Source organism: Paenibacillus marinisediminis, assembly GCF_054343325.1.
Genome location: NZ_JBTGUH010000007.1, coordinates 107094 through 131466, shown reverse-complemented (window position 1 = coordinate 131466; position 24373 = coordinate 107094). Strand labels below are relative to the sequence as shown.

Sequence of the window (24373 nt, the reverse complement as noted above, 5' to 3'; positions counted from 1 at the left end):
CGAACAGGATATGAGTCGAATAGAACAACGTTTGCAGGAGCTTGGTATCACATTACCAGAGGTTGGTGAACCGAAATTCTCTTACCTTCCCGTTCGCAGAACAGGGCAACTCATCTACACTTCTGGCATGGATTGTCGAGTAGATGGAAAATTAATATATGAAGGCAAAGTCGGCGCTAACCTGTCGATCGAGCAAGGCCAGGAAGCCGCCCGACAATGTGTTATTAATGCGCTTGCTGTTATTAAAATGGAAATCGGCTCTCTCGATCGCGTGAAGCAGGTCGTCAAGATGCTGGCATTTGTGAACAGCGCTCTGGGGTTTGCAGATCAGCCATACGTCATTAACGGCGCTTCCGACTTTCTGATTGAAGTGTTCGGCGACGCAGGCAAGCACGCCCGCTCCGCTATTGGAACGAGCGATCTACCATTTCACACACCAGTCGAGATTGAGATGATTGTAGAGGTCGAGTAATAGTCGAATTCACTGCGAAGCAAGCCCTTCAGCACTACATACCTGCCGCACCCTTTCAACTGTAATAGTTGGAAGGGTTTTCTTTGTTGATTGCTATTTATGGAATTACTTACTATTTGACCTATCGAAAAATAATAGGTAGAGTATACATAACTTTTTACTATTTCTTTATTACATAAAAGCGTGTAAGCATAAATGGGAGAACGCACAAAAGAGAGAAAGTAAACGAGACAAACAAAAATGAGGCATCGCGAATAAAGGAGCAGTCTGCCAGATGTCATCATTCAAGGGGTGAACAACAATGAGTTCAGAGCAACACGACACATCCTCAGACTCGCTTCGAGAGGAATCTATTTCAAACACCGTTACATTCAAACAGAGCTTAATTATTTTCATACTAGTAATGAGCTGGCTTCTGCTAACCATTCTAGTTTGGAAAGCAGAACCACACCTGCCACTATTAATCGCAACGGTTGCAACTGGTATTGGACTTATGCTGTGCGGTCAATCCTGGAAGCAAGTCGAGCATTCTTTGATCAAGGGGCTGCAAGCTTCCGTGATGCCTGCGATCCTGCTCGTATTAATCGGCATCTTGATTGCCGTTTGGATGATGAGCGGCACCGTTCCAACGCTGCTTGTATATGGAGCTAATTGGTTTCAACCCCAATGGTTTGCGTTAAGCGCCATGCTGTTGACGATGATCGTATCCATGTTCGTCGGCAGCTCGATCACAACAGTCGGCACATTCGGCGTAGCCTTAGTTGGGATGGCAGCTTCCATGGGCATTAATACGCAGCTTGTTGCGGGAGCGGTCGTTTCTGGCGCATGCTTCGGCGATAAGATGTCGCCATTGTCCGACACGACCAACTTTGCATCAGCAGTAGCAAGAGTACGCATGAACGATCATATCCGCAACATGACGAAAACGACGATACCAGCCTTCCTACTTACATGTGCAGCCTTCTTATTCTTCGGTCATGTTGAGAATACGGATCTGACGCAGTTGGAGGCGATGCAGCAAGCGATGAACGGCTCATTTCATATTCATCTCATCGCCCTGCTGCCGCTCCCTATCGTCCTGATAGCAGCGATACGCCGTGTTCCTATTCTGCTTACATTGCTGATTGGAATCGGCAGTGGTCTGCTCGTCGTCGGTATTATCCAAGGAAACTGGGATATCCCGAATTGGCTTCAGGTGATGCAGTACGGCTTCAACGCCGATATCGCCAATGAATCGGTAGCACGCATCGTTAATCGCGGGGGCATCATGTCGATGATGGGCTCGATCGCCTTAATCGGCATCGCGTTTGCCTTCGGCGGCCTTCTGCAGAACGGCGGTGTCATTCAAGCCTTGTTCAACCGCATCATTCAACCGATCAAACGCAAAGAAACGCTCGTTGTGTCGACTGGCATCAGCGCCATCGGAGTTAACTTTTTAACGGGGGAACAGTACATGTCTATCCTGCTGCCAGGACAGATGTTTGAACAGGAGTACGAGCGTCGCGGCATTCCACGTTTAACGCTGTCACGAACATTGGAAGACTGCGGGACACTCGTGAACCCGCTCATCCCTTGGGGAGTAAGCGGCGCTATGATGACAAGCGCGCTTGGGATGACGGTGATGGATTATGCGCCATATGCCTTCTTCCTCTGGATCTCGCCGCTTTGTACGTTCGCATTTGCGCTTCTGCCAGGGTTGAAACGTAAGACGCTGAATGAATAGCTGAAACTGTACTACCATCGTAGTAGCCATTATATTGACTTATCTGTCCGTACACCTACGCGAATGCAATGGATGTGCGGACTTTTTATACCTATATAAGAAGAGAGCCCCTGCTACGCATCAGCATGGGGCTTATTCATGTTTACCGCCATTGGCACTTGAATCTGATGCTCCTTGCGATAAACGGTGGGCGACTCGCCATATGAACGCTTATACATCTTAGAGAAATACAATGCATCTAGATACCCTACTGAGGATGCTATGTGCTCTACGGGCAGCTTCGTCGTGATCAGAAGCGTGCGTGCGCGCTCCATCCGAAGCCGAATCAGCATCTGAATCGGTGTCTCTCCCATAATCTCATGAAACATCTTTGAAAAATAAGTCCGATGATAACCAAATTGCTGTGCTAGCTGCTCGATCGAAATCGGAGTGTTGTACCGCAACGTCATGTATCGTACAGCCTCTTCTACTTGTCGTTCTAAGTCGGAGCGCACTTCATGGCCAATCGCATGATGATGCTGCTTGGACTTGCTGATTTCAACCAATGCCAGCCTTAATAGAGCTTCTGCTTCAAGATCCCCCATCTTACCGCCGCATATAAGCGCCTGCTGAACACGTCGAAATAGATGTGTCACGTGATCATCTTGTTCAAGATGAATATTGGGAAGATGAGGTCCTACTCCTATGTCCGACATTAAGCTTTCAGCCAACGTTCCACGAAAGGCAATCCAGAGATAAGACCAAGGATCTTTCTCGTCAGCCCGATATGTGACCAACTCACTCGGAAATATAAAGAAGCAGTCTCCTTTATGTAAATGATAGGTGGTGCCGCGAGAAGTAAACGTACCGCTTCCGGAAACAACTATATGTATAAGTACATAATCTAGAATGGTGGGTCCAACGGAGTGGCCGCCATCGGTTTGCGAATGGCCACCAAACAATACCGTTAATTCCCCTTTGCTGGGCGAATGATTAATCGTGAGCTGTGCTGTTTCAGACACGGGACGGCCTCCCTAATATAATATGAATATACTATAGCCTCTGTATTGCTTCTATTGTATCTTGTTTGCGCTCTCAAGACTACTCCATTCCTAAGCACAAGAAACAGCACCGCATCATAAGCTGTATACACAGATCCTTTTGCTTTCATTCATCGTTTTGATATTGTTATCCCGCCAATAAGAAGGGGCTTTACCTTGTTGTTCATGTTCGAACGCCAAGGTAAAGCCCACAGCAAGAATCAAATATTCAACTTATAAATTCCATATTTCGTTGCACTACGCGCTATGGGCATCAGCTTTCACATGCGCAGAACCCTTGCGTTTCTTACTGAGGCCGACTAGGACAACAAATGCGATAACAAGTGCCTCGAATCCGTACTTGATGATCGGATCTGTAAAGAATGGTGCCAGAAACTTCTCGCCTACAAACATTTTAGCAGCCGTCCAGCCCAAAACTGCCGAACCAATCAATATGATCCATGGGAAACGCTCGATGAGCTTCAGTACGAGTGTACTTCCCCAAACGACGACAGGAACCGAAATAGCAAGACCTAGTATAACGAGAAGATTATCGCCATGTGCCGCGCCTGCTACAGCCAATACATTATCAAGCCCCATTGCGGCATCCGCAATAATGATCGTTCGAATCGCTGCCCATATGCTGCCGCCAGCTTTGACATCGTGATCTTTATCTTCAGCTACGAGCTTGATCGCGATCCAGATTAATAACAGCCCACCGATAACAAGCAAGCCGGGAATCTTAAGCAGCCACACGACAGCCATTGTTGCGATGGCACGGATGATTACGGCTCCAACTGTCCCCCAAATAATAACCTTCTTCTGATCTGCCTTCGGCAAATTGCGAGCAGCAAGACCGATAACTATCGCGTTATCCCCTGCAAGCACTAAATCAATGAGGACGATCGACATCAACGCTGTTAAGAAATCAATGCTAAACACTTCCACCCATACTCCTCCTCCGAATTCTCTTCGTATTCTTTAGTGCTCTAACATGAAAATACCGTTACCCCCACGAGGTAACGGTCAAATAAAAAGAGACCTCTACCGTCAATGGGCAAAGGTCTCGCAAACAACGTTCTACGTTGCCAGCAAAGCCGAGGATCGCAGCCCGCGATTCCCGTAGTGACGACTTTACTGTATAGCTACTCCCCTTCAAGGAGATAATCATGTTTTTTAATGCTCTTATAATATCATGCTATTTTTTTCAGTTCAAGAGAAAAAATTCTAATTTCTAAACCATTTTGTTGAGATAATGGCCTGAATTGGGTAATATAGGCTCATACGCAATGAAGGAGGTAAGAAGGCATGAGTTCTACACATAAGGCCTCAACCTATGAACTAGCTACCTTTGCTGGAGGTTGTTTCTGGTGTATGGTGACACCCTTTGAACAACTCCCTGGTATTCAACGAATAGTATCCGGATATACAGGTGGACAAACGCCAAATCCCACATATAAGGAAGTATGCACAGAAACAACAGGACATGCAGAAGCCGTCCAGATTACCTATGATCCTGAAATATTCCCTTATGAGAAGCTGTTGGACATCTTCTGGCAGCAGATCGATCCTACAGATATTGGCGGTCAGTTCTTCGATCGCGGTTCTTCTTACCGCACAGCGATCTTCTACCACAACGAGAAGCAGCGCGAGCTTGCTGAGCGTTCGAAGCAAAAGTTAGAAGCAAGCGGCCGCTTTGCGAAACCAATCGCGACTGAGATCGTTCCAGCCGGCACCTTCTTCGAGGCGGAAGATTACCATCAGAATTATCATTTGAAAAATGCTGCTCACTACAAGCGTTATCGCAAGGGTTCTGGCCGAGATGCATACATCAAACAGCATTGGGGAATCAGCGAAGGAGAACGCGCTCTACTCAAAGAACGCTTAACTCCCATGCAGTATCATGTAACGCAGAAGAACGGCACCGAGCCCGCGTATCAAAATGAAATGTGGAATCACAAGGAAGCTGGACTTTATGTCGATGTCGTCTCAGGTGAACCCTTGTTCAGCTCCACTGATAAGTTCGATTCCGGCTGCGGTTGGCCAAGCTTCACGAACCCAGTAGCTCCCTTCCATGTCGAAGAGAAGATGGATCTGTCACACGGAATGATTCGCACTGAGGTTCGCAGTAAATTGGGAGATTCTCATCTTGGACATGTGTTTGATGACGGACCAGGCCCCAACGGTCTACGCTACTGCATAAATTCCGCAGCACTCCGATTCATTCCAGCAGCAGATCTGGAGAAGGAAGGCTATGGACAATTCAAGTCCTTGTTCAACTCTAAAAAATAAACGACAGCCCTTGCAGCCAATCGGAAATGTATCCGCTTCTGTAAGGGCTGTATGCTATACTCCACTTCTCAATTGCCAGTATTAGGAATAGTTTTACTCGTGATTGATGAACACAATTCAAGTATAATAGGATATGGTATGCATACAACACATCGGATTCGAAGTGTAAGCAATCAGGAGGGACATACATGGCATCCATTAAGATATTTTCGGATAGCACTTGCGATCTGCCCCGATCGTTAATTGAACAATATGATATTGGCATTGTACCTTTATATGTAACATTTGGTGATACAGCATACAAGGATGGCGTGGATATGAGTCCAGCTAAATTATATGAGCAGGTTGAGCAGTGCGGATCGCTTCCTAAGACAGCTTCTCCTTCACCTTCAGATTTTATGAACCTATTCAATCCCGTAGTATCTAATGGAGATGATATCATTTACATTGGGCTGTCATCCCATCTCTCGTCAACGATTCAGAATGCATGTATCGCATCGCAGATGCTGGAAGACGAACCTGGCAAGATTACGGTGATTGACTCCTTGAATCTGTCGACTGGTATCGGACTGCTCGTGCTGCGCGCGGTAAAAATGGCTAAAGAAGGTCACTCTGTAGACGACATTAAAGCGCATATTGAAGAATTGCGCGAACATGTTGAAACTGAGTTTATCATCGATACATTAGATTACTTGTACAAAGGCGGCCGCTGCAGCGGTTTGCAGAATCTACTTGGCACATTGCTGCGCATACGCCCCGTTATTAAAGTCATCGACGGCAAGATGACACCGACGAACAAGATTCGCGGCAAACGTGAGAAAGCGCTGGAGCAGCTGCTGAACAACGCATTGCAATTGAAGGATCAGATGGATAACGATACGATATTCGTCACGCACTCTTTCTCCGATACAGACGCGAAGTATCTGAAGGAGCAGTTGGAGCTTCATACAGGCGCCAAGCACGTATATATGTCTGATGCAGGCTGTGTCATCTCCAGTCATTGTGGTTCGAATACGATTGGTATTGTGTTCACGAAGAAAAGCTCATAATTGACGAAAGATACATAAGGCGCAGTATCCGCCCCATGTCTCAACATGGTTATGGATGCTGCGCCTCTATGTTGTCGATAGCTGCAATTCCTTAGCCCTGTTCAGGACCTTGCCATTTGACGGCCTGCTTGTAGGGATCATTCTTTGCATCTTGATCATATTCACGCTTGAGAATACCCATGCTCACGATGTCATGCCGTTGACCGTTTCGGTATAGTCTTTCCCGCATGCGGCCTTCCTCTATAAATCCACATCGCTTATAGCAGCGGTATGCGCGTTCATTATAGCTGTAGACGTCTAATTGAATGCGATGAAGACCAAGTTGCTCATACGCTACTGCCATTAACAAACGAATCGCCTCTTCACCGATTCCCTTTCCCTGTTGATCCTTAACTCCAATCGAAATGCCGATTGTCCCTGTGCGATTCTTCCAATCCACCGACATATCGATCTGTCCTATGTAGGCCTCGGTTTCCCGATCCGCGATAATATACGCTTGCAGATTCGGATTAGATGACATCATATCCTGAATGAATGCTTCTGTCGTCTTCTCAGCATGCGGTCGCAGGAACATATCATGCAGCCCTGCTGTAACTTCACCGTCATTCACCCATTTTCGAATATGCTTCAAGTCGTCCATACGATACTCTCTTAATCTTATTCGATTACCAATCCAGTGGGGCATGATCTGCCTACCTCCCTTATCTTAAAATCAGAACAACGGCCAAAGCTTAGCTACAACCTTTCCTTCGACAGACGATAAGGGTACGGATCCGAAAGCGCGGCTGTCTTTGCTTATCTCACGATTGTCGCCAATGACGAACAGTTCTTGATCAGGTACAGTATAAGGCAGTGTCATGCCGTTGGGATAGGTTTCCCCCCATACATAAGGCTCGTCCTGTACAACGCCGTTCACGATTAAATGACCATCTCTCATATCAATCGTATCGCCAGCGGTAGCGATTACACGCTTAATTAGCCTTCGGCCCGTCTCTGGCTCGTGTAGAATGACGACCTCGCCTTTCTGAGGGGACTCCAAGTGATAGATCCACTTATTCTCCAATAGGCGATCACCCGGGTCATATGTATGCTGCATCGATTTCTGATTCACTACGATTTGCGCATATGCGACCTCCTGAATCAGAAAACTAATGCCAACCCCTAACATGATAATTAGCGCATATTGTCGAATTGCTTTCCAGTTCATTCGTTTCGTCCTTTCGCCTTGGAATAATAATAGCTAGCAAATCTAGTACCTGCTAGATAAAGCGATAGCCAGCACTCTTAAACCTACTATAGCAATCGAGCCAGCTGAAATACGAATCCCTATGAAAAAGAAGGGAATATATAGTATTATACTGAACTGTGTAATAATCTTCTACATTCGGCAAAAAGGCCAAGTTCATAAACACATGATCATGAACTTGGCCTACTAGAAATGCTATATGCTATTGTTTATTCAAACTAGCGTTTGCCTGCCTCATACGGAGTTCCGAGCGCAGCTGGTGAATGCGAGCGCTTAGACGTAAAGATCAATACGACCAAAGTCGCTACATAAGGAAGCAGGTAGAACACTTCTGTCGGGATACTCTGCGCGAAATCGAATAACTGCATCTGGTCTCGAAGTGCTTGCGCAAATCCGAAAAACAATGCCGCTCCCATCGCACCAATCGGATGCCAGCGGCCGAAGATAACCGCTGCAATCGCAATAAACCCTTGACCTGATATTGTATGGTAGGAGAAGAAGCTCTGTACGGTCAGCGTAATCGTAGCACCGCCGAGAGAAGCTACCATACCCCCGACTAATACTGCCCAGAACCGCATCCGGTTTACTCGGATACCTGCTGTATCCGCAGCGCCTGGATGCTCACCCACCGCGCGAAGCCGCAGCCCGATTGGTGTACGGAACATGATGTAATATCCTATACCACACATTGCAAGCGCGATATAAGTCACGGGATAAGCCTTGAAGAATACCGTTCCTATGAATGGAATATCCGACAAGAATGGCACGTTCCATTTATCGATCTTAGTCATTAACATCGGCGTATCAGCCGCACCATCAAACAGCAGCTTCACCAAGAAGAAGGTGGAGTTGAGCGCCAGCATGTTGATGACGACCCCGCTGACAACCTGATTAGCCTTGAATGTAACGGATGCAACTGCATGCAACAAGGCGAACAGCAATGTAAAGATCGGTGCTGCAATAAATCCAATCCATGGCGTTATCCATGGAATTGATTCAAACAATCCGGATGACTCTGCATAATGAGCGGCAACCCCAGCCGCGAATGCACCTGATATCATGAAGCCTTCGAGCCCTAAGTTAATAACACCTGCACGCTCTGTTATCAATCCACCGAGCGCGGCGAATATTAACGCAGTTGCAAACGCTAACGAACCATTAAGCAGAAATGCTATTGTTTCCATCCGAGCTCACCTCCTTTCGCGATTTGCGAGAACGGAAGTTCAACAGCATTCGGATAATGCCTGGAGCTGCTGAGAAGAAAATGATGATGGAAATAACCATCCGAATAACTTCACCTGGTACATCTGCACCGAAGCTCATTCCCGTTGCGCCGTACATTAATACGCCGAACAATGTTGCCGCGAGCAATATGCCAATTGCCGTATTCATCCCCAGCAAGGAAACGGCGATACCATCGAAACCGAGTCCCGAAGTAGCTGGTGAAATAGCCATGTACTTGAATACGCCCAGAATCTCGAATGTTCCGACCATACCGCCGAGCATACCGGAGATAAAGAAGGAGCGCTTAATGACTGTATTTACTTTAATACCTGCATAATGCGCTGCATGCGGATTAGATCCTACAGCGCGGAATTCGTATCCCCATGTGGTCTTATTCATGAAGTAGGCATAGAAGATCAATGCCAGAATAGCCAGCAGGAAGCCCCAGTGAATACGTGCGCCGTCCATTAGATTAATGAGCCATGGTATATCGATGCTTGCAGAATCCTGGATCAACTTCGAACGCTGTGTGCCAGATTCCTCCATGAAGACGCGAATCACGATATGACTGATATACAGTGCGGTCCAGTTCAACATGATACAAGTAATAACTTCATTGATGCCGCGGCTCGTCTTGAGCCAGGCAACCAGCCAACCCCATATGCCCCCTGCAATAGTACCTACGATGATAGCTACAATTCCGTGCAGTACTGGCGGAAGATCTACGAAGTAACCTACAAGCAGTGCACCGAGGGAGCCCATTACGATCTGGCCTTCTACCCCGATATTAAACATCCCTGTACGGAACGCGATTGCAACTGCTAAGCCAGTCATGATCAATGGGACGATGGTTCGCAGCGTTTCCCCGAAATCATATAGGTTACCTACAACCGTATCAAACAAGGAATAGTAAGCTAATAACGGGTTATAGCCCCCTATCAGCATGATAACTGCCCCTATGAGCAGACCTATCAAGATCGAAAGTAATGATATCCATACAGATTCTTTCGCTAAGCGTGACAGCAAAGTCTGTTGTTTAGACATGCGCAGCACCCCCTACTTGCTTGCCAGCCATCATAAGTCCAAGCTCTTGCTCATTCGTCTTCTGCGGCGTCGTCTCCCCAACGACTTGCCCGTTAAACAAGACGATGATACGATCCGCAACGTTCATGATTTCTTCAAGCTCAAACGATACTAGCAGAACGGCCTTGCCAGCATCGCGCTCTGCAATCAGCTGTTTATGCACGAATGATATAGCCCCTACGTCCAAGCCGCGTGTCGGTTGAGCCGCTATCAGCAGCTGCGGCATACTCTCGATCTCGCGAGCGATAATGACCTTCTGCTGATTACCGCCGGATAATGAGCCAGCTGTCACTTCACTGCCAGGAGTTCGAATGTCGTACTCTTCGATATATCGATCCATTTCTTTACGAATCGCATCATGATTCAGGATACCCTTGCGGCTCCATGGAGACTTGAAATACGATTTCAGTACACCATTCTCACTTAGGGTGAAATCCAGCACTAATCCGTGCTTGTGGCGATCCTGCGGAATATGGCCGACACCGCTCTCCGATACTTCGCGCGGCCCCTTATTGTTTATCTGCTTACCGTTAAGGAGGATAGAGCCCTGATTGATCTTCCGCATCCCGCTGATCGCTTCAACGAGCTCCGACTGGCCGTTGCCGTCGACTCCCGCGATGCCGACGATCTCCCCGGCCTTCACATGAAATGATAGATTGTTCAGCTTCTGATAACCTGAATCATCTGGCGCGCTAATCCCTTTTACCTCGAGCATCACTTCGCCAGGATGAGCTTCGCTCTTATCCACCTTCAGCTTCACGTCATGTCCAACCATCCGCTCAGCAAGCTGCTGTGGGGACGCTTCAGCAACCGTCAACGTATCGATAACCTTGCCTCTTCGGATAACGGTACAACGGTCAGCCGCCTCCATGATTTCTTTCAGCTTATGAGTAATGAGAATGATCGACTTACCTTCACTCGCTAATTTGCGCAGTATGCCGAGCAACTCTGTAATTTCTTGCGGAGTTAATACGGCTGTCGGTTCATCGAATATGAGGATGTCCGCGCCGCGGTATAAGATCTTCATGATTTCGACTCGTTGCTGCATGCCTACAGAGATCGAATCTATTCTAGCATTGGGCTCCAGATTAAGCTTATAAGCATCTGACAGCTCCTTAATTCGCTTGGCAGCCGTCTTCTTATCAAGACTAAGCCCGCGCTTCTCTTCCATTCCAAGCATGATATTCTCGGTAATAGTGAAGGTTTGTACCAATTTAAAGTGCTGATGCACCATTCCTATACCCAGCTCAATCGCTTTACTCGGCGTATCCATCGCAACTTGCTTGCCATTAACCCATATTTCGCCTTCATCCGGCTTATACAAGCCGAATACCATATTCATCAAGGTGGACTTCCCTGCTCCGTTCTCGCCGAGCAGCGCCAGTATCTCACCTTTATGCAGCTTCAAATCGATATGATCGCTAGCCAGCACACCTGGAAACCTTTTGGTAAGTCCCTTCAGTTCTAATACTACTTCCTGCTGTTCTGCCATGAGAATTCCCCCTTACAACAGGGGCTGTCTCAAACCTATGAGACAGCCCTCATGCCTTAATATGCCAACTTGTCGATCCAATCGTCGAGTTGCTTAACCTAATTATTCAGTAGGTACTTTGATTTCACCGGAGATGATCTTCTCACGATACTCTTCCACTTTCTTCAGAACATCCTCTGGAACGTTCTTAGAGGAAGTTGGAGCGATGTCTACTCCCTTTTCCTTCAGACCGAAATACAATGTTTGTCCTCCTGGGAACTTACCATCTTGCATCATCTTGGATACCTGCAATACGGCTTCGTCTACGCGCTTAACCATGGATGTCAATGTAATGTCGTCACCATGTGTCAACGACTGGTCCATATCTACACCGATAACCCATACATCTTCGCCGTTCTTCTTGCGCTCTTTAGCTTCAGTAAATACGCCGTTTCCTGCTTGGCCCGCTGCATGGAAGACGATGTCTGCTTTTTTGTTATACAGTGTGTTTGCAGCATTTTTACCTTTGTCAACGCTGTTGAAATCGCCAACATAGATTGCATCTACTTTTGCATTAGGATTTACAGCTTGAACGCCAGCTTTGAAGCCTGCTTCAAAACGCTTGATAACCGGCAGTTCCATACCGCCTACAAAGCCGATCGTATTCGTCTTCGTCATAGAACCAGCGATAACACCTACCAAGAAGGAACCTTCATGCTCTTGGAATAAGATCGAAGCCACGTTAGGCCCCTTAACTTCAGCATCTACGATGGCCATTTTACTGTCCGGATTCTGAGCGGAAACTTCAGCTACAGGATCCATCATTGTCATACCTGTCGCCCAAGTCAGATCGTATTTATCCTTAACGAATTTGTTTAAGCTCGGAACAAGCTCGCTGTCTTTCTTAGGTTCCACATACTTAACCTTAATGCCCGTATCCTTCTCTAACTGCTGCAGCCCTTCCCATGCGCTTTGGTTGAAGGACTTGTCATTGACACTTCCAAGGTCTGTAACCAAGCCTACCTTCAGATCGCTTTGCTTACCGCTGCTATTCTTCGATCCGCAGCCTGCGAGCACTGTAGACAGCATCAATACGCTGATCAACGTCAGCAATAACATTTTTTTCTTTGAACCTTTCATTCTTGTTTCCCCCTTATGATTTACTAGTCTTCATTACCCCAAACGAATCAACATGTAACCGTTCCCAATCCAGTGCGACTGCAGTGTTTCCAGAATATTTGACCATCTGCAGAAAATGCAGCGCTCACCTCCTTAATCAAGTCAACGGGGTCTCGTTAGGTTTCACCTAAGATTGACCATAGGTTCAATAAGCCCGGATTATCATGTATAATGAGAGATGTATTACTTCTATTGCTATTAACAAATGAGGATGGTGCTCATGATAACGGATCTACGTCAGGTGTACTTATTTCAAGAGTTGCCGGACCAAGCTTTGCAGGAGCTCGCTCCTAAGCTAAAGCCAAGACAATTCAACAAGAACCATACCCTCATTTATGAGGAAGATACGAATAGAGATGTATATATTATCCGGTCCGGTTCAGTTAAAGTGTTCAGTTTACAGGATGAGAAAGAAATCATATTCAACTTCTTCTTCCCAGGTGAAACAGTTGGAGAATTCGAAGCGCTATACCCTAGTCATTCTCGCATCGCTTCTGTTGAAGCTATGGAAACTGTCCACTCCTGGATGCTCACGAAAGATGAGTTCTTGAGTGTATCGGAACGCTATCCTTCTGTTCTTAGACGAGCGTATTCGCAGCTAGTAGACCATCTTCGCGTCCTTAATCGCAAGGTCGTTTATTTATCCAGTATGGATGTTAGACGCAAAGCAGCTAACCTGCTTGTAGACCTCTACTTTAATATGGGAGTCGAGGAAGAAGGCCAACTGTATATCCGGTATAGATTAACGCACCATATTCTTGCGAACATGATCGGTGTTACTCGTGAATCACTGTCTAAAGTAATGAAGGAATTCCAGGATGAAGGACTCATTCATATGAAGCAAAAAACGATATATATTGTCGATCTTGATCGCCTCATGAAGCTGTGCGAGGCAAGCATCATCCAATCTCACCAGCGCAAATGGCGCGGCGAAGAAGTTGACCAGCACATTTTTCCTGTGCAATCGTAACGAAAAATTGTGTTAGCTGCCGGCGATTATTATCCGGTTATGGCGTTTAATTAAACGTTATTAGCTCTATTGTATATGCGGGACATTTCCTTTGCAGTAATGACCCCTACCTTTTTTTTGTAATGAAATTCACATTTTTGGATCCGCTTTCATTACAGAATTTGTAGAATGATTCATGTTAACCTCGAATTATTCACACGATCTTGAGTAAGAATATGGTCATGCAAGTTAAATGGTCTTTACAACTAGAAATATGAAATGGAGGATTTTGATGAGTATCCATATTGAAGCCCGTCATGGTGATATTGCTGAGGCGGTATTACTTCCAGGAGATCCATTGCGCGCCAAGCATATCGCTGAAACGTTCCTAGAGCAGGTTGAATGCTATAACAAAGTCCGCAATATGTTTGGATTTACAGGTATGTATAAAGGGCATCGTATATCCGTTCAAGGTTCTGGTATGGGAATACCGTCCTTCTCCATCTATGCTTCTGAGCTGATGAAGGATTATGGCTGCAAGACCTTGATCCGAGTAGGCACCTGCGGAGCCATTCAAGAAGATGTAAAGATAAGAGATGTGCTGATGGCGCAAGGCGTCACGACAGATTCTTCTATAGTAGAGCACTTCTTCCCAGGCGTTGCTTTCGCTCCGATCTCCGACTTCGGGCTCTTGCATCAAGCCTACACGATCTCGCAAGAACGAGGCATCAAGGTGCGTGTCGGAAACGTTCATTCATCCGATCATTTCTATTCCGAACACCCGGAATGGACGAAGAGACTCGGCGATTACGGGGTAATGGCTGTTGAGATGGAGACTGCAGCATTATATATTCTAGCGGCAAAGTATAAGGCGAAAGCATTGGGGCTCTTCACGGTAAGCGATCACATTCTCACTGGAGAAGAAACTACGCCTCAAGAACGCCAAACCAGCTTCAATCAGATGATTGAATTGGCGCTTGATACTGCAATAGCTAAGCAAGCTTAATAGTCACATTCAAGCAATAGGATCGGTGCATGCACCATCGGTCCTATTGCTTTTTTTTCTATCATTTTCGATTATCAATAGCTGTCCACCCCCAACAGACATGGCTCTCCCAGTCGTGATCACCCAATCCCCCCAACTCCCCTCTCACCATACATTTTATAACAACCCCTTGCTCACCTAACGATAGATGTATTGCAATAATATACGCATTGCAGTATGTAATTTCACCTTAGAGATTTCATTTATCGACCATATAAAGTTAAGTTATGACCATTTATGGCATTTCGTGGTTTGCTATTTTATGTTATTTATATTTACATATTTCTACATTAAATGCATTTTATATGTCGTTTGTTTGTACAGAAAGGAAGATTGTTCATCATATAACGACATTTTTCTTAAAAAACTTGAAAAAAGGTAAAGACTCTTCGCGAAGCTTGTGCTATTATATGTTTCAAGCCAATCAGTAACTTTTCTTTAGCAAGTGTATAATGTAAAGTTAATATTTGGTTTAGGAGATAAATTCATCCAGAAAGGGGAACATCATTGCATGAGAAAGAAATCGACACTGGTACTGCTTTCACTCGTTCTAGCTTTTAGCGCATTATTAAGCGCATGCGGTAGTTCTTCAGACTCAGCGAAATCAAACGACGGTGCTTCGACGAACGGAGCAAGCGGCAAGCCGCAAGAATTCAGCTTTAACTTGGGATCAGAACCACCAACATTGGATCCCGCACTTTCCCAAGACGCACCATCATTCACGGTTATCGGAGCAATCTTCGAGGGTTTGACACGAGTAGACAAAGATAACAACATTCAACCAGCTGCGGCTGAGAGTTGGGATATATCAGAGGATGGCAAAACATATACGTTCCATCTTCGCAAAGATGGAAAATGGTCTAATGGCGATCCTGTAACGGCTCACGATTTCGAATATTCCTGGAAACGAGTGCTCGATCCAAATATGAAGAAAACATCACCGTATAACTATCAGATGTACTACATCAAGAACGGTGAGAAATTCTTCAACCAAGAAATTACGGATCCAAGTCAAGTTGGTGTAAAAGCAACTGACGATTACACATTGCAAGTTGAGTTGGAGAACCCAACTCCATATTTCTTGCATCTGACAGCGTTCCAAACGTACTTCCCGGTTAACAAAAAAGTAGTTGAAGCTGATCCGAAGTGGGATCTCGAAGCAAATACGATCGTTTCTAACGGTCCTTTCAAAATGACCAAATGGGAACATTCCAATGTGATCGAGCTCGTGCAAAATGATCAATACCATAGCCTGGATGAAATTAAGTTGACTAAAGTGGATATCAGCATGGTCAATGATTCCAATACGGCAATGAATATGTATGAGACAGGCGCACTTGACTACGTAGGACCTCCGGGTATTGGAGTACCTACTGATCAGATTCCATTGTTGAAGCAAACGAAGCCAGACGAGTTGAGCATCAACCCTCAAGCGTCGATCTACTATTACTATTTCAACAATAAAGAAAAGCCGTTCGACAACAAGAACATTCGTAAAGCATTATCGATGTCGATCGATCGTCAAATGCTAATCGACAAAGTTACCCTTGGCGAACAAAAACCGGCATTCGGTGTGGTTCCTCCAGGAATCAATGCTGTTGATGGCTCATACCGTGATCAGTACCCAGACAACTATTTCAAGGAAGATGTTGAAGAGGCGAAGAGATTGCTCGCTCTAGGCTTGCAAGAATCGGGTATGACAGAATTGCCAGAAATCACACTTACCTATAACACTGACGATGGTCACAAGAAGATCGCTCAAGCCATCGCAGATATGTGGACAAATAATCTTGGCATTAAAGTTAGAATCGAGAACGTAGAATGGAAAGTATTCATTGAACAACGTCATACTTTGAACTATGACGTTGCACGAGCTGGCTGGAACCCAGATTACAATGATCCAATGACGTTCCTTGATATGTTCCTCACAGGCGGCGGCAACAATGATATCGGCTTTAGCAATCCAGAATACGACAAACTGATCAAAGGTGCTTATGTTGAGCCAGATCCACAAAAACGCATGGACATGCTCGCTCAAGCTGAAAAGATTCTAGTAGAAGATGAAATGGCTATCATGCCAATCTACTATTACACTGCAGTTACATTGATGAAACCAGAATTCAAAAATATCTTCGTTGATGCTATGGGTAACTTCAACTTTACACGCGGATATGTAGAGTAGAAAGATAGATTCATACTCATGAAGACTGGGATACATGCCAGCGATTCGTTCGCATGTATCCCGAATTTTTTTACTCCCATTTTATGATTTATTCATAAAACAAAATATTACCGGCGGTGAAAATGTGATGGCACGCTACATTATAAATAAAATTATATTTTTTATCGCATCTTTGTTCGTACTGGCGTCAATCACTTTTATATTGATGAATGCCATCCCGGGTGATCCATTCTCTTCCGAAAAGGCGGTTCCGCCTCAGGTTCAAGCGAAGTTGATGGAGCAATACGGCTTAGATAAACCCTATTACGAACAATATGCTATTTATATGACGAACTTAGTGCAAGGTGATCTCGGTATATCGATGAAGATGGCGGATCGCGAAGTCACTGACTTCATTAAAGACTCCTTCCCTTACTCGCTTAAGCTGGGGATTGTAGCTGTTATCGTTTCTGTAATTATCGGTGTATCGCTTGGTTTGCTGGCTGCATTTAATCACAGGAAGATGATCGACACTTCCGCAATGATAATAGCAGTAATTGGCGTATCGGTTCCAAGCTTCGTGCTTGCCGCACTTATCCAGTGGCTGCTCGGCGTTCAGTTTCCAATCTTCAATGTTGTTGGACTTAATGAAGCGAAAGACTATGTGCTTCCAACGATGGCGCTGTCAGCGATGCCGATCGCCTTTATCGCTCGTCTGACACGTTCAAGTATGCTGGAAGTTCTCCATGCAGATTACATTAAGACCGCTCGTTCTAAAGGATTGAATAATTGGACGATCATGCGTCGACATGTTATACGCAACGGTATTCTACCAGTTATCACTTATCTTGGACCGCTTACAGCGGGTGTTATTACGGGTTCATTTGTTATTGAGCAAATCTTCGGTATCCCTGGATTAGGTAAAGTTTACGTTACTAGTATCGGTAACCGTGACTATTCACTCATTATGGGTATTACGATCTTCTATGGTCTGATTCTGATGACTGCTCGCTTTATTACAGATATTGCATATGGCTTGATTGATCCACGGATCAAACTTGGCAAGCAGAAGGAGAGCTAATCATGATAACAACTAACAATTCCAATACTCTCCCACAGCAGCCACTCACACCGGAGCAGTTTCAAAAGGCAAGCCCAGATGAGCATGCTGCTGAGGTAATCCAGCGTGAAAGTATCTCTGCTTGGCGCGATGTATGGCTGCGACTCCGTACCAACAAGGCTGCCATGACAGGACTTGTCATTCTAATTTTGCTTATTATTATGGCTATTATTGGCCCTTGGTTAACTTCATACGATCCTAATAAAAATGATCTCATGTCAACGAACTTGCCTCCATCTTCAGAGCATTGGTTCGGTACCGATGACCTCGGTCGCGATATGTTCACTCGTACTTGGATGGGCGCTCGCATCTCATTGATCGTAGGTTTCGCAGCAGCTTGCATCAACTTGGTGATCGGTGTTATCTACGGTGGAATCATGGGATACGTCGGCGGAAGAGTCGATGATTTTATGAACAAATTCTCGGAAATTGTTTATTCTATCCCTGACATGCTGGTTGCAATCCTGCTCGTTGTTGTATTTGAACCGAGCTTGTTAACGATCATTATCGCTCTATGTTTAACAGGTTGGATAAATATGTCCTGGATTGTTCGCGGACAGATCATGCAATTGAAGAATCAAGAATACGTGTTGGCCGCTCGTTCCTTGGGCGCTTCCGGTCCGCGCATTCTATTGCGTCATTTGATTCCGAACTCGCTTGGTCCAATTATCGTAACCATGACACTTGCTGTACCATCTGCTATCTTTAGCGAAGCCGTGCTTAGCTTCCTCGGCTTAGGTGTTCAGCTTCCAGCTGCATCTTGGGGTACGATGATTAACGAAGGGATCAAGGTAATGGTTATCTATCCGTGGCGCTTGATATTCCCAGCAATTATGATCAGCTTGACAATGCTCGCATTTAATATGTTCGGAGACGGCTTGCGTGACGCGCTTGACCCGAAATTGAAGAAATAATGGTCTAGGAGGAATGGACATGCATAAGACAGAGCCCCTATTAGAAGTCAACGATCTGCACGTCTCCTTCAAAGCGCGCGGCGGTGAAGTTAAGGCAGTACGCGGTGTTTCTTTCCATGTAAATCCGGGAGAAGCAGTAGCCATTGTAGGAGAATCGGGATGCGGTAAGAGTGTAACAGCACAGAGCATTATGAGACTGCTGCCAACGCCGCCATCCTTTGTAAAGCACGGTGAGATCAAGTTTAATAGTAGAAACCTGCTGAGCTTGAAGGAAAAAGAGATGCAAGCGATTCGCGGAAAAGACATCGGGATGATCTTCCAAGATCCGATGACATCCTTGAATCCGACTATGACTGTAGGTAAACAGATTACTGAGGTATTAACTAAGCACAAAGCTATGAATTCTGCACAAGCAAAAGAAGAAGCAATCCGAATGCTGAAGCTCGTAGGTATTCCACATGCGGAATCCAGATTCCATCAATATCCGCATGAGTTCTCCGGCGGTATGCGTCAACGTGCGATGATCGCCATTGCACTGTCCTGTCAGCCTTCCCTGCTGATTGCGGATGAACCTACTACAGCGCTTGACGTAACGATTCAAGCACAGATCTTATCTGTTATGAAAGATCTGCAAGAGCAATTCCATACTTCGATCATCTTGATCACACATGACCTCGGGATCGTAGCTGATGTATGTGATCGTGTTATTGTTATGTATGCTGGCAAGATTGTGGAAACGGGAACGAAGCATGAAATATTCAAAAATCCACAGCATCCTTATACAAAGGGCTTGCTGCAGTCCTTACCGCGTATTGATCAGAAGAAGGATGAGCCATTGGTTCCTATCCTTGGTACACCGCCAGATTTGTTAACGCCGCCTGCTGGCTGCGGATTCTGCGCACGCTGTGATCACGCGATGAACATATGCAAGACCCATGATCCTGAATACACCACCATTAGTGACAAGCATCAAGCACGCTGCTGGCTGCTCCATCCTATGGCGAAGGAGGCGGTAAAATGACACAATCTCAACCACTTATACAGGTCGAGAACCTGAAGAAATATTTCCCTGTCAAAAATGGCGGAACTCTCAAAGCCGTAAATGATGTGAGCTTTGAGATTCGAGCAGGCGAAACTCTCGGGATGGTCGGCGAATCAGGCTGCGGTAAATCGACAGTTGGACGTACCGTTCTTCGCTTGTACGAGCCTACGGCAGGTCAAGTCAAATTCAATGGTACGAATATATATAGCTTGAACCGCTCGCAGATGAAGGAATATCGCCGCTATATGCAGATGATCTTCCAGGATCCATACGCTTCACTGAATCCAAGAATGACCATCTCCGATATTATCGGCGAAGCCCTTGATATTCACAAGTTGGCGAGTCGCGGTGCGGAACGCAAACGCCGCATTGAGGAATTGCTGGATCTGGTTAACCTTAATCCTGACCATGCAAACCGTTATCCGCATGAATTCTCTGGTGGTCAGCGTCAACGGATCGGGATAGCTCGCGCACTTGCAGTTGATCCGAAGTTCATCATCTGTGACGAACCAATCTCTGCCCTGGACGTTTCGATTCAAGCCCAGGTTGTCAACTTGCTGAAAGAGCTTCAAGGCCGCATGGGTCTGACTTATCTGTTTATTGCCCATGACCTATCAATGGTTAAACATATCAGTGACCGTGTTGCTGTTATGTATCTTGGAAAAATGGTTGAGCTTGCTGAAAGTGAGGCCCTATATTCCGATCCGCTTCATCCATACACGAAAGCCTTAATGTCCGCGATTCCGGTTCCTGACCCTGACATTGAAGCTTCTAAGGAAAGAATTGTGTTGGAAGGTGAAATTCCAAGCCCAATCAATCCTCCATCAGGCTGCTTCTTCCGCACGCGCTGTCCGTATGCAACAGAACGCTGTGCTAAGGAAGCTCCGGAATTCCGCGAGGCGAAGCCAGGACATCATGTAGCTTGCCACCTGGTTTGACACCATCACGATAGGCAATACCGACGATAAGCTTGGTATTGCCTATCGAATGGTTTCACCTCCTCCAACATCACTTTGCCAGCTCCTTGCTCTGACTCTCCCCCTTGCCATCAGACAACAACGGCGCGTACATCATTAACGCGTGATTATCCGCTATACTTTCATCCCTTAACCATGTTCCATCGAGTGAATACACTTGGCGATACAGCTCATTATGGCGCATATGACCGCCCCATGGCTCCAACGTCATTCGATGGTTGCGTTCCTCTATCTTATAATGATATCGGGGAGCAGCAGTTGAACGCCATTCTCCTTGCAGATGAGTCTCCCCTACTTTAAGTACTAGCTGATACCTCTCTTTTGTCGAATTACGAATCATAAGATCTAAATAGTTATAAGCACATGTCGCGCCGCTGCCAAACGGCTGCGTCCGATTTGCATCCGGAAATACATCATAGGAATGTCGATAACGTTCCACTACTTCTAATGGAGAGTGCAGTGTAATCCAATAGATCAGGTTAGATAACTGGCACAGTCCCCCGCCTATACCAAGTTTCATCTGACCGCAATACAAGATCATACCTGGCTGATATCCCTTGCGCTTCGTCGGCTTACCGATAAGACGCCAGTAGGAGAACACCTCTCCAGGCTCTAGTACGATGCCATTCAATCGTTCAACAGCGATACGCAGATTATGTACTTTGGCTTCCTGCACGCTGCGGTCGACCTCGTGGAGCTCTCGATAGAGCGGTGTGCTGTGTTCAGCAATGAAACATGCTAGCTTATCTTGGCTGCGGACCAGCGCAAACTGCTCTCTCATCTTCCACCAACGCGCATAACGGTTTAGACGATAATAAGTCTTCCCTGCTGCTAATCTAATAGAAGAACGTTTAATAGGTCGATACTTAAGCATGAAATCCATGTGTACCACCTTTCTCCAAAATAACCATTTCATTGATTATAACAGAATGTTGAATGCAGGATGTGGTTATGATATAGTAGGTTTCTTATTCCCATTTTCCAGTAGCCATACAACAGTAAAATGGACCACTATTATTCTTAGGAGGTAACTGAAGGTGAACGACACATTTCAAAGTGCCTATCAAGAAGAGCACCAACGTCTTGAACAGACACTGCTGGAAATTAGCAAGCAGTATGAAGCACTTCGGCGTATCCCTGTTTACACGGGGAATAATTTCACCGAGCAGGTTCTCGAAGATGCGCGTGAGCAGCGTCGGCAGCGGCTGAAGCGTGCCGAACGCGAGCCTTACTTCGGACGCATCGACATTCGAGAAACAACTCGAACGAACACCATCCCGCTGTATATCGGCAAGCACGGCGTAGGTATGGACAGCAAGACGCCTATACCATTGTCGGCAGGCTCACTCGGCAAGGAAGACGAAGATTTGTATCCCCTTGTCATTGATTGGCGTGCACCCGTTGCGAGCTTGTTCTACTCTTTCACTGGCGGTAATGTTCCCGCTTCTTATGAATCGCCAGAAGGCACGATTGAAGCAGAAGTATTTCTCAAGCGCAACCTTGTCGTGCGCAAAGAACAGCTGCAGCGCGTCGTCGATACCTACAATCGCGATTCCAGCGAAGAACACGTTACGGACGAATTCCTCGTTTATCGCCTTGGTGAGAACAAGGACAATCGATTGCGGGACATCGTATCTACGATTCAAGCTGAGCAGGATCTCATTATCCGCGCCGCTAAGAATCAAGCTTTGTTCATTCAAGGTGTGGCAGGAAGCGGTAAGACTACCGTAGCTCTTCACCGATTGGCTTATCTCCTATATCAATATCATGAGCAGCTGAAGAGTGAGCGCATGATTATATTCGCGCCGAACCGTATGTTTCTGGACTATATCAGCGACGTTCTGCCTGAACTCGGTGTGGGCGACATTCAACAGCGTACATTTTCTGATTGGGCATTAGAACTAACTGGTCTTGATGAACGCGTTCAATTGGCCGATGTGATGGACGAGATTGAGCATTGGTACGGCTCGATCGCGAAACGACCGGAGTTCACATCCGAAACCGTCGGCAGAATCAAAGGATCTTTACGCTGGATGAAGCTCTTGGATGAGCATATCGAGCGTTGGGTGGAGCATGCCGTCCCAGAAGAGGACTTCTCGCCATGGGATAACCACACCCTTCCTCGGGCTACGATTCTGGAATGGTTCACTCACGATTACAAGTCCTATGAACCTGCCAAGAGGGTTGAGCGAATTCAAGCTCGCATCCAGCGCTGGATTGAGATGGAGCTCAAGCTGATACGCAATCGCACGCAGCTTCAAGATAATAAGAAGAAATCGACTTCTCGCCTCAAGGCTTATATGAAGAAGTGGCCTAACACTGACGTCTTGCAGGTCTATAAATCATTGCTTCAATCGGAAGCAGCCGAGCAGCTGCTGCCTGCTTCTGCAGTCAATGAAACGCTTAAACATATAAAAAAGAAATATATTAAGCCTGAAGACCTGGCGTCGCTTGTCTATCTTCATATCAGCCTATATGGCATCGAATCTTCTGACCGCTTCGACCACGTTGTCATCGATGAAGCGCAGGACTTCTCGCCGCTGCAGATCGCTCTTCTTGATCGTATGGTTAAGACCCACTCTTTTACCGTTCTTGGCGATCTATCACAGGGCATCCACGCTTATGCGGGAATTGAAGATTGGTCCGAGATGCGCGAGCTGTTCGGGCCTGAACTGTCATCCTACTACGCGCTTACTCGCAGTTATCGTTCAACGATGGAAATCATACATTTCGCCAACACGATTCTGAAGCGCGGAGTTCAAACCAGCATGCTGGCGGAGCCTGTGTTCCGAGGCGGAAATCGTGTGCGTATCGTTCATATGAACTCACAAGAGACTGTATCCTGGATAAAGAGCGAGCTCGAACGTCACCTTGAGCAAGGATATCAAACAACGGCCATCCTGACTCGTACAACGGATGAAGCTCGAAGCTTGTACGAACAACTGCAGAGTATGGGCGTTCAAGTCAGCCTAATTGATGGCAGACAGCAAAAGTATACGGGCGGTGTATCTGTCTTGCCTGTTTATTTGTCCAAAGGCCTAGAATTCGATGCTGTCCTGCTGACAAGCGCCGATGCTGTCCATTATCAGGCGAACCCATTGGAAGCACGGCTTATGTATGTAGGCTGCACACGCGCCTTGCATGAATTGACATTATGCGCAGAGGGCAAATTAAGTCCGCTAGTTCCCGAGAACGATGATGAATGGACTGAACATGTTCAGCTCTAAGAGCTTTTCCTAGATGAAACCTTTAAGTACCCAGACAAAGACCTTGTGTCTAGTCTGGGTATTTTTGCGAAAGAAGAGTGATATGGGGGAGTATTTGTAGAATAGTATAATATTTTCTTACTTAATTCTATGTCTTGTTTATAAATTTCGATGTGATTCTATTTAATTCTAGAAGTTACA

The 24373-nt window shown here is 46.0% G+C and carries 21 protein-coding genes; 12 read left to right on the top strand and 9 right to left on the bottom strand.

Going from position 1 to position 24373, the window contains the following annotated elements; genetic code table 11:
- Positions 1–10: 10 nt before the first annotated feature.
- Together ACXX53_RS16345 and nhaC are read left to right on the top strand one after the other, a co-directional pair.
- Positions 11–472 (top strand): RidA family protein, encoded by a 462-nt coding sequence (locus ACXX53_RS16345; protein WP_458569733.1) that lies wholly within the window; start codon positions 11–13, stop codon positions 470–472.
- A gap of 301 nt (positions 473–773) precedes the next feature.
- Complete coding sequence (nhaC, locus tag ACXX53_RS16340; RefSeq protein ID WP_458569732.1) at positions 774–2195, top strand: Na+/H+ antiporter NhaC; 1422 nt, start codon at positions 774–776, stop codon at positions 2193–2195.
- Between the two features lie 113 nt (positions 2196–2308).
- Here the strand turns inward: nhaC and ACXX53_RS16335 are convergent, their stop codons facing one another.
- A complete protein-coding gene (locus ACXX53_RS16335; RefSeq protein ID WP_458569731.1) occupies positions 2309–3196 on the bottom strand; it encodes an AraC family transcriptional regulator in 888 nt (295 codons plus the stop codon).
- Positions 3197–3472: 276 nt separating this feature from the next.
- Positions 3473–4162, bottom strand: coding sequence for a TerC family protein (locus ACXX53_RS16330; RefSeq protein ID WP_458569730.1), 690 nt, complete (start codon positions 4160–4162; stop codon positions 3473–3475).
- 360 nt (positions 4163–4522) lie between these two features.
- Here ACXX53_RS16330 and msrA point away from each other — a divergent pair, with 360 nt between their 5' ends.
- Entirely contained in the window at positions 4523–5506 is a 984-nt protein-coding gene (gene msrA, locus ACXX53_RS16325; protein WP_458569729.1) for a peptide-methionine (S)-S-oxide reductase MsrA, read from the top strand.
- Between the two features lie 188 nt (positions 5507–5694).
- Positions 5695–6555 carry a DegV family protein gene (locus ACXX53_RS16320; protein WP_458569728.1) on the top strand — a complete coding sequence of 287 codons (861 nt, stop codon included), beginning with the start codon at positions 5695–5697 and terminating at the stop codon, positions 6553–6555.
- Positions 6556–6646: 91 nt separating this feature from the next.
- On the opposite strand, the gene ACXX53_RS16315 is transcribed toward ACXX53_RS16320, so the two are convergent.
- The 6 genes from ACXX53_RS16315 to ACXX53_RS16290 all read right to left on the bottom strand — a co-directional run bounded on the left by ACXX53_RS16315 (position 6647) and on the right by ACXX53_RS16290 (position 12719).
- On the bottom strand, positions 6647–7240 hold the full coding sequence (locus ACXX53_RS16315; protein WP_458569727.1) for a GNAT family N-acetyltransferase: 594 nt from the start codon (positions 7238–7240) through the stop codon (positions 6647–6649).
- 27 nt (positions 7241–7267) lie between these two features.
- On the bottom strand, positions 7268–7762 hold the full coding sequence (lepB, locus tag ACXX53_RS16310; RefSeq protein WP_458569726.1) for a signal peptidase I: 495 nt from the start codon (positions 7760–7762) through the stop codon (positions 7268–7270).
- Between the two features lie 257 nt (positions 7763–8019).
- Positions 8020–8985 carry an ABC transporter permease gene (locus tag ACXX53_RS16305; RefSeq protein ID WP_458569725.1) on the bottom strand — a complete coding sequence of 322 codons (966 nt, stop codon included), beginning with the start codon at positions 8983–8985 and terminating at the stop codon, positions 8020–8022.
- Positions 8960–10069: an ABC transporter permease gene (locus tag ACXX53_RS16300; RefSeq protein WP_458569724.1), complete on the bottom strand. Its 1110-nt coding sequence runs from the start codon at positions 10067–10069 to the stop codon at positions 8960–8962. The genes ACXX53_RS16305 and ACXX53_RS16300 overlap by 26 nt, the downstream gene beginning before the upstream one ends.
- On the bottom strand, positions 10062–11600 hold the full coding sequence (locus ACXX53_RS16295) for an ABC transporter ATP-binding protein (protein ID WP_458569723.1): 1539 nt from the start codon (positions 11598–11600) through the stop codon (positions 10062–10064). Before ACXX53_RS16295 ends, ACXX53_RS16300 begins: the two co-directional genes overlap by 8 nt.
- A gap of 102 nt (positions 11601–11702) precedes the next feature.
- On the bottom strand, positions 11703–12719 hold the full coding sequence (locus ACXX53_RS16290; protein WP_458569722.1) for a BMP family lipoprotein: 1017 nt from the start codon (positions 12717–12719) through the stop codon (positions 11703–11705).
- Between the two features lie 259 nt (positions 12720–12978).
- On the opposite strand from ACXX53_RS16290, the gene ACXX53_RS16285 reads away from it, so the two are divergent.
- From ACXX53_RS16285 to ACXX53_RS16255, 7 genes are all read left to right on the top strand, one after another.
- Positions 12979–13728, top strand: a complete 750-nt coding sequence (locus tag ACXX53_RS16285) for a Crp/Fnr family transcriptional regulator (RefSeq protein WP_458569721.1) — start codon at positions 12979–12981, stop codon at positions 13726–13728.
- Between the two features lie 271 nt (positions 13729–13999).
- Positions 14000–14713, top strand: coding sequence for a purine-nucleoside phosphorylase (gene deoD, locus ACXX53_RS16280; protein ID WP_458569720.1), 714 nt, complete (start codon positions 14000–14002; stop codon positions 14711–14713).
- A 550-nt stretch (positions 14714–15263) separates the two neighbouring features.
- Positions 15264–16934 carry a peptide ABC transporter substrate-binding protein gene (locus tag ACXX53_RS16275; protein ID WP_458569719.1) on the top strand — a complete coding sequence of 557 codons (1671 nt, stop codon included), beginning with the start codon at positions 15264–15266 and terminating at the stop codon, positions 16932–16934.
- A 127-nt stretch (positions 16935–17061) separates the two neighbouring features.
- Positions 17062–17994, top strand: a complete 933-nt coding sequence (locus ACXX53_RS16270; RefSeq protein ID WP_458569718.1) for an ABC transporter permease — start codon at positions 17062–17064, stop codon at positions 17992–17994.
- Positions 17995–17996: 2 nt separating this feature from the next.
- Entirely contained in the window at positions 17997–18947 is a 951-nt protein-coding gene (locus ACXX53_RS16265; protein WP_458569717.1) for an ABC transporter permease, read from the top strand.
- Between the two features lie 19 nt (positions 18948–18966).
- Entirely contained in the window at positions 18967–19968 is a 1002-nt protein-coding gene (locus ACXX53_RS16260; protein WP_458569716.1) for an ABC transporter ATP-binding protein, read from the top strand.
- Entirely contained in the window at positions 19965–20927 is a 963-nt protein-coding gene (locus ACXX53_RS16255) for an ABC transporter ATP-binding protein (protein ID WP_458569715.1), read from the top strand. Before ACXX53_RS16260 ends, ACXX53_RS16255 begins: the two co-directional genes overlap by 4 nt.
- Before the next feature lie 70 nt (positions 20928–20997).
- On the opposite strand, the gene ACXX53_RS16250 is transcribed toward ACXX53_RS16255, so the two are convergent.
- Positions 20998–21849 (bottom strand): VanW family protein, encoded by an 852-nt coding sequence (locus tag ACXX53_RS16250; protein WP_458569714.1) that lies wholly within the window; start codon positions 21847–21849, stop codon positions 20998–21000.
- A 154-nt stretch (positions 21850–22003) separates the two neighbouring features.
- On the opposite strand from ACXX53_RS16250, the gene ACXX53_RS16245 reads away from it, so the two are divergent.
- Complete coding sequence (locus ACXX53_RS16245; RefSeq protein WP_458569713.1) at positions 22004–24193, top strand: HelD family protein; 2190 nt, start codon at positions 22004–22006, stop codon at positions 24191–24193.
- Positions 24194–24373: the final 180 nt, after the last annotated feature.